Genomic DNA, 7,010 nt, shown 5'->3' with positions numbered 1-7,010 from the left:
TATATCAACGATTTTTTTAATATATCAACGGTTCGACACAACATATCGATTTACCGACAATCTCCGACAAGGACAAACCAACTACATACCCCCTACCCGCTAATCCGCACAAGCAACAAAACAAAAAACTATCGCATATACGCGATAGCTTCTTATTGTACATATGCAGCTAATGCTTCTAAAGCCTCTTCTGCATCTGAACCTTCTGTTGTAATTGTTATCATGCTACCAGTTCCAATTGCTAAGCTCATAATCCCCATTATGCTCTTTGCATTTACTGTCTTTCCATCTTTCTCGATGAAGATATCTGCATGAAAGCGATTTGCCTCTTGTACAAACAACGCAGCCGGACGTGCTTGTAAACCGTTTTTTAATGAAACCTGAACTCGTTTTTGAACCACAGCTCCATTTCCCCTTTAACCTCTTATTTTTTTGCTACCGTTTCCCCCGCGCGTAATTTCTCTGCAATTTCATCGATTTTACGCAAACGATGATTAATACCCGATTTACTAATTTTCCCCCCGGATACCATCTCACCTAACTCTTTCAATGTTACATCTTGATAATCTCTTCGTAGCTGCGCAATTTCTCGTAGTTTATCTGGCAATATATCAAGACCAACCGTCTCATCAATATAGCGGATATTTTCAATTTGCCTTAGCGCTGCACCAATTGTTTTATTTAAATTAGCTGTTTCGCAGTTCACTAAACGATTTACGGAATTACGCATATCACGTACGATTCTAATATCTTCAAATCTTAAAAGCGCATTATGAGCACCAATAATATTTAAAAATTCCGTAATTTTCTCCGCTTCTTTCAAATACGTAATGTACCCTTTTCTTCTTTCCAGCGTCTTACTATTTAAATCAAATCCGTTCATCAGTTCACATATAGCATCATTATGTTCCTTATATAACGAAAAGATCTCTAAATGATAAGATGATGTTTCTGGGTTATTTACTGAACCACCTGCTAAAAATGCACCGCGTAAATACGATCGTTTACAACACTTCTTCTCAATCAATTCTTGTGATATATTTCGAATAAATGAAAAGTCATCTCGCACGATATGAAGATCGGCTAATATTTCGCGAGACTTCTCAACAAGCCTTACGATATATACATTATTTTTCTTCAATCGCATTTTTTTACGAACAAGCAATTCTACCGTTACGTCATATCCCTTTTTCAAAAGCGTATAAATTCTTCTTGCAATTGCCGCATTTTCTGTTTGAATATCAATAGATAGACGACGGTTTGAAAAAGAAAGCGATCCATTCATTCGAAGTAACGCTGATAATTCAGCTTTTTCACAGCATTCCTTCATTTCAAGGTTCGTCAGCTCTTTCTTTGTTTCTGATGCAAATGACACAGTCAACACCTCCTTATACGATTATTATGGAACAAAATTCTTGTCCTATATGAATGAGGAGCGCTACCTCAAACGAGGCAACGCATATTTATAACAATGAATATAAAATCGAAGCTAACTTTAACGTATCATGCCTTACAACACGATCATCATACTTCGCTAATCCACCTTGAATGACATCAATATTATTTTCAGCAAAACGTTCTTCATCCACTACAACTGGTGTAGACATTTCTTCCTCATATAACTTACGTAATTCACAAGGAATATCACGGTTATTTACAATTGCAGTATTGATAAATGGTTGCCCTAAATGATCGTGTAACGCCTGCACATGATCAAAAGCAGTATATCCCATCGTTTCACCCGCTTGTGTCATAACGTTACATACATACACCTTCTTCGCCTTTGCAGCAAGAACAGCATCCCCAATTTTATTAACAACTAAGTTGGGTAATATACTTGTATACAAACTTCCTGGACCGAAAACGAGTAAATCAGCTCGTTTAATCTCAGCCAAGGTTTCATGCAATGGCTCTACATCTTCTGGAGTTAAAAAGACACGATTAATCTTCTTTCCGTAATAAGGAATCTTTGATTCGCCTGTTACAATTTCTCCATCTTCAAGTTCCGCATGAAGTACCGCACTTTGATTCGCTGCTGGTAATACACGTCCTCTGACATTTAATACTTTACTTGTTTCCGTAATTGCATGGAAAAAGTCTCCTGTAATTGAGGTCATACCTGCCAACAATAGATTTCCTAACGCATGACCTTTCAGTCCGTCCCCTGTTGTGAAACGGTGCTGAAATAAAGCTTCCACCAGTGGCTCTACATCCGATAACGCAACAAGTACGTTACGGATGTCACCTGGAGGTGGAATTTCTAGCTCATCACGTAATCTACCTGAACTGCCACCATCATCAGCGATTGTAACAATTGCTGTAATATCAACAGGATATTGCTTTAATCCTCTTAATAAAACAGAGAGTCCAGTTCCGCCTCCCATGATAACAATTTTAGGCTTTCTCTCTTTTTTCATCCCTTAATGGCCCTTTCTCTTCTCCACATCACGATGAGATACATGAACACTATACTCTGGTTTCAAATGTTTCCCAAGGTATTCTGTAAGCGTAACAGAACGATGCTGTCCACCTGTACATCCAATTGCAATTACAAGTTGACTTTTGCCTTCTCTTTTATAATGAGGCAACATGAAAGTAATCAGATCCGTCAACTTCTCTAAAAACTTATGTGTCTCATTAAATTTCAGTACATACGAAGAAACTTCTTCATCTAGTCCTGTTAATGGCTTCATATGTGGAATGTAATATGGATTTGGTAAAAAACGAACATCAAATACTAAATCTGCATCAATTGGAATACCGTACTTAAATCCAAATGACATAACATTTACACGAAATGCTTGCTCAGTTTCTGTTGAGAACAAGTGAACAATTTTTTCACGTAATTCTTTCGGTTTTAAATCCGATGTATCAAGCACAATATTCGCTCGTGCCTTCATATCTGTTAATAAATCGCGCTCTGCTTCGATTCCCTTTAACGGCAAACCAGTTGGTGCAAGTGGATGCGAACGTCTCGTTTCTTTATAACGAGTTACAAGCGTACTATCTTTCGCATCTAAAAATAAAATATGAGGAATAATCCATGTACGTTCTGATAAATCATCAAGCGCTCCCCATAAATGTTCGAAAAACTCGCGGCCACGTAAATCAATACCAAGTGCCACTTTATTCATTTTCCCTTTTGAATCCGCCATAAGTTCAATAAACTTTGGCAATAACATCGGTGGCAAATTATCTACACAAAAATATCCTAAATCTTCAAAACTTTGTAAAGCTACTGTTTTTCCAGCTCCAGACATCCCTGTAATAATTACCATTTTTATATCATTATTCTCTGTCATCGTATCCTCTCCTTGACGGTTTAACTCGGATCTAATCGATATGAAAGCAACTCAAAATCTGGGGTATATACAAATGTACCGTAGATTATGCCATTTCCTTTAATTAAGTAATCAATAATGTGATAATCTCCTGGCGCCATTGCTAAATCATCAATTTTGTCAAATGTATGCCAACCAATGATGCCTTCTTCGCTCTCTAGTTTGTTTTCTCCTGCAAAATCTGTCGCTAAAAAGGAGAACATCATCCATTCAGAAACAACTTTATCACCTTCTTGGATGACAAAGGTGAAGACCCCCTTTAACGCTGGGTTTTTCAAATAAATACCTGTTTCTTCACGATACTCGCGAACAACGGAATCTCTTACAGTCTCACCACGCTCCATTTTCCCGCCTGGTGCAACCCACCAATTTCGGCGAGGTTTTTGGAGTAAGAGTACTTCATTATCTCTAATTAACACACAGTTTGTCACTCTTTGCATGTTTCTTCACCTCAGCTACTTGCAGTAAAATTCCTCACTGCATACTTCTTTCATTATACTATCAAAAACAGTTTGCTACAACGAAGGAGCCAGTCCTCTTTCGTTAAGCATATGCTACTCAACAATTTTAAAAAAGCTTTCTATAACAAGCAATGTAAATGCTTAGACTTTCAATGAATAGCATAAAAAATCCCCTTAACGATTTTTATCGCCAAGGGGATTAAAGCCTTTATTTCTTACCGAAATAAGTAACAATCGCAAATCCTAAAATAAAGGTAATAATCGAACTTATAATTGAAAATCCGCCAGTCGGAATCCCAGGGAACACAATTACAATCGAACCGATTACAAGTCCAATAATTGCCGCAAATGTCATACTTTTATAACGATCTAATAAAAAACTAATGCCTTTACTACTTACAACAAATCCGACCATAACACCAGCACCGATAACCACGATTAAAGGTAAATTAAGTGTAGTTAAAGCGTTAATTGCTGTTGGATACACACCAATAATTAATAAAATAAACGATCCACTAATCCCAGGAAGCAGCATGGCCATACTAGCCATCCATCCTGTGAAAAATAAACCAATTGCATTTAAAATTGTTAACGTCGTAATTGGATCTGCTGCCTTATCTGGTTTAAAGAAAGCTGTAATCGCAACAAGAATTGCTGCAACTATTAATAAAACAATGTGCTTACCTTTAAACGATGACTTTGCATCAGCTTCTCTCATTAACATCGGTAATATACTAATAATTAAACCGAGGAAGAAAAATTGAGTCGGTTCATAATGATTTGCAAGTAAATATTTAATAACGTGACTTAACGTTAAAAATGCTGCTGCCACACCAGCTGCAAGGGGAATTAAAAATCCTAAATGTTTTTTCCATTCACGACTAAAGAATCCACTAATTGCCGCAAGCAATTGTTCATAAATCCCTAACACAACAGCGATTGTACCGCCGCTCACACCAGGAATTAAATCACTAACGCCCATACAAAATCCACGATATATATTACGCCATTCCATACTGAATAAATTCCTCATTTCTTATAGTGATTTTTTCCGTAAAGTCCAGTATATCAATAAGAAAGCTTATAATCCTAATATTTTTTGACAAAACTTTGACATTTTCAAACAAAAAAAGAAGAAAGCTCCTGTCGGTAGCTTTCTTCTCACAAGGTATATTATCCCTTATTTTTCTGATACAGTTTTTAATTCCTCTAATAATTCTTCTACGTAATGTTGAGCACTTTGTGCTGCAATACTACCGTCACCTGTTGCAGTTACAATTTGACGAAGCATTTTTTCACGAACATCACCAGCTGCAAAAATACCAGGAATTTTCGTTTCCATACGTTCGTTCGTTTCAAGGTAACCATTTTCATTTGTAATACCTAGTTCAACAAATGGTTTTGATAATGGTAACATACCGATGTATACGAATACGCCGTCAGTTTTGACTTCTTTCTCTTCTCCACTGTTTACGTCGACAAGTGTTACACTTCCTACTTTACCACTTGCTTCGTTGATTTCTTTTATAGTATGGTTCCAAATGAAATCTACTTTTTCATTTTGGAAAGCACGGTCTTGTAAAATTTTCTGTGCACGAAGCGTGTCACGACGGTGAACAATCGTTACTTTTGATGCAAAGCGCGTTAAGAATACACCCTCTTCAACAGCAGAATCTCCGCCGCCAATTACGATAAGTTCTTTTTCTTTAAAGAATGCCCCGTCACATACTGCACAATATGATACACCACGGCCGCCAAGTTCTGTTTCACCCGGTACACCAATTTTTTTATACTCTGCACCGCTTGCAACGATAATTGCACGTGCTTTATATTCTTTTTTACCAGCAATAATTGTTTTGTATTCTTTACCATCGATGACTTCTTTCACATCACCGTATGCATATTCAGCACCAAATTTCTTCGCATGCTCAAACATTTTATTTGATAAGTCTGGTCCTAAAATAGACTCATAACCTGGGTAGTTTTCTACATCTTCTGTGTTTGCCATTTGGCCACCTGGAATACCACGCTCAAGCATTAATGTGCTTAAATTTGCACGAGATGTATATACTGCAGCTGTCATACCAGCTGGTCCTGCACCAATAATAACGACATCATAAATTTTTTCTTCTGACACACTATTCACTCCTATCCATTCCTACACAATTAAGTTACCCTCATTATACTGTTAGCATCATTTTTTTCCCAATGATTTGCTTATCTTATGTGTGCGTACGCTTAACAGCTTGCACATACTTTCGGACGGTCGCTACAGATACATTATATACATCTCCAAGCTCCGACTGTGTCATTTTATTTCCTTGTTCGCCGCGTACAATGTATTCAATCGCAGCTGACCAGCCGTACACATTTGTAAATATATCTCCAGATGTATATAAACGTATGAACGTACAAAACCAAAAGTGTAAACACTCTTCAATTAATTCATCATCTTTTTTCGTATAATTGTATAATGCATCCGCGATTCGTACGCACTGCTCAAATTGTTGTAAATCAGCTGGAATACTCTTATGACTATTAAGTAAAAAGAAGTAATTTGCAAGTTGTGATACGATGGGAACACCGTTCTTCGCTTGCGTTATATCAAAGAAGAATCCAACCTTCTCCGGCGTTGACAATTCATTCATTAAATATAAAGCCAGCATTTGTTCTTCTAACGTCGCACTTTGCTGAAATGATTTTCGTAATTCTTCAAATAGCAAACTTTGTCCTTCACCTGCTAAATTCAGCGCATTCCAGGGCTCTTTTCCTTTTTTATCAGGGTGCAATTCCACGACATGTTGCCACATTTTTTCAGCTAGTTGCTGATCTTTCACCATATAAGCAGAATATGCAAACCAATAATAAAAACTAACGTCTCCCTCGTATCCTTGACGCTTTAATAATTTGAACCATTTATATGCATGCTCGAAATAACCAATCGTTGCAAGTGTGGTTCCCAGTTTCAAACGATGTTCAAATGAAATCGGATATACTGAAACTAGCTGTCCCGCTAACGCTTCTACTTGTTTATGCTCTCCAATTGAATATAGAAAAATAAGCGTATTACAAAGCGCATGTATATTACCAGGATTTTTCTCTAAAATCATTTCTGTTAACTTCAGTGCCTTGTCTACATTGCCAGATTGAAAATGTGCAATGGCTAAATTATTATGACCTGACCAAAATTCCGGATAATCTTTCGTAA

At 37.0% G+C, this 7,010-nt stretch carries 8 protein-coding genes; all 8 read right to left on the bottom strand.

The features are described 5' to 3' along the window. Positions 1-152: 152 nt before the first annotated feature. Positions 153-401 carry an HPr family phosphocarrier protein gene (locus MR167_RS29505; RefSeq protein ID WP_000250307.1) on the bottom strand — a complete coding sequence of 83 codons (249 nt, stop codon included), beginning with the start codon at positions 399-401 and terminating at the stop codon, positions 153-155. Between the two features lie 23 nt (positions 402-424). Continuing rightward, positions 425-1,375, bottom strand: a complete 951-nt coding sequence (gene whiA / locus MR167_RS29500; RefSeq protein ID WP_000006563.1) for a DNA-binding protein WhiA — start codon at positions 1,373-1,375, stop codon at positions 425-427. Positions 1,376-1,463: 88 nt separating this feature from the next. Then, entirely contained in the window at positions 1,464-2,417 is a 954-nt protein-coding gene (locus MR167_RS29495) for a gluconeogenesis factor YvcK family protein (protein WP_242316096.1), read from the bottom strand. A gap of 3 nt (positions 2,418-2,420) precedes the next feature. Next, a complete protein-coding gene (gene rapZ / locus MR167_RS29490; protein ID WP_000138458.1) occupies positions 2,421-3,302 on the bottom strand; it encodes an RNase adapter RapZ in 882 nt (293 codons plus the stop codon). 20 nt (positions 3,303-3,322) lie between these two features. Then, positions 3,323-3,781 (bottom strand): NUDIX hydrolase, encoded by a 459-nt coding sequence (locus MR167_RS29485; RefSeq protein ID WP_001190080.1) that lies wholly within the window; start codon positions 3,779-3,781, stop codon positions 3,323-3,325. Between the two features lie 229 nt (positions 3,782-4,010). After that, positions 4,011-4,817, bottom strand: coding sequence for a DUF368 domain-containing protein (locus tag MR167_RS29480; protein WP_242316095.1), 807 nt, complete (start codon positions 4,815-4,817; stop codon positions 4,011-4,013). Positions 4,818-4,982: 165 nt separating this feature from the next. Continuing rightward, the gene (gene trxB / locus MR167_RS29475; RefSeq protein WP_001288077.1) at positions 4,983-5,939 is read right to left on the bottom strand and encodes a thioredoxin-disulfide reductase; all 957 of its coding nucleotides are present in this window, start codon (positions 5,937-5,939) and stop codon (positions 4,983-4,985) included. A gap of 85 nt (positions 5,940-6,024) precedes the next feature. Further along, on the bottom strand, positions 6,025-7,010 hold a 986-nt coding region (locus tag MR167_RS29470), incomplete at its 5' end, for a tetratricopeptide repeat protein (RefSeq protein ID WP_242316094.1).

It is taken from the genome of Bacillus cereus group sp. BfR-BA-01355 (genome assembly GCF_022663675.1).
Taxonomy (GTDB): Bacteria; Bacillota; Bacilli; order Bacillales; family Bacillaceae_G; genus Bacillus_A; species Bacillus_A thuringiensis_S.
Note: the sequence above shows the minus strand (reverse complement) of the source record. Positions and strands in the feature narration are given on the sequence as shown.

Bases quoted from the DNA above. Each gene is read 5' to 3' on its own strand.
- MR167_RS29485 (WP_001190080.1), bottom strand. From the start codon at position 3,781: ATGCAAAGAGTGACAAACTGTGTGTTAATTAGAGATAATGAAGTACTC.
- rapZ (WP_000138458.1), bottom strand. From the start codon at position 3,302: ATGACAGAGAATAATGATATAAAAATGGTAATTATTACAGGGATGTCT.
- MR167_RS29480 (WP_242316095.1), bottom strand. From the start codon at position 4,817: ATGGAATGGCGTAATATATATCGTGGATTTTGTATGGGCGTTAGTGAT.
- MR167_RS29495 (WP_242316096.1), bottom strand. From the start codon at position 2,417: ATGAAAAAAGAGAGAAAGCCTAAAATTGTTATCATGGGAGGCGGAACT.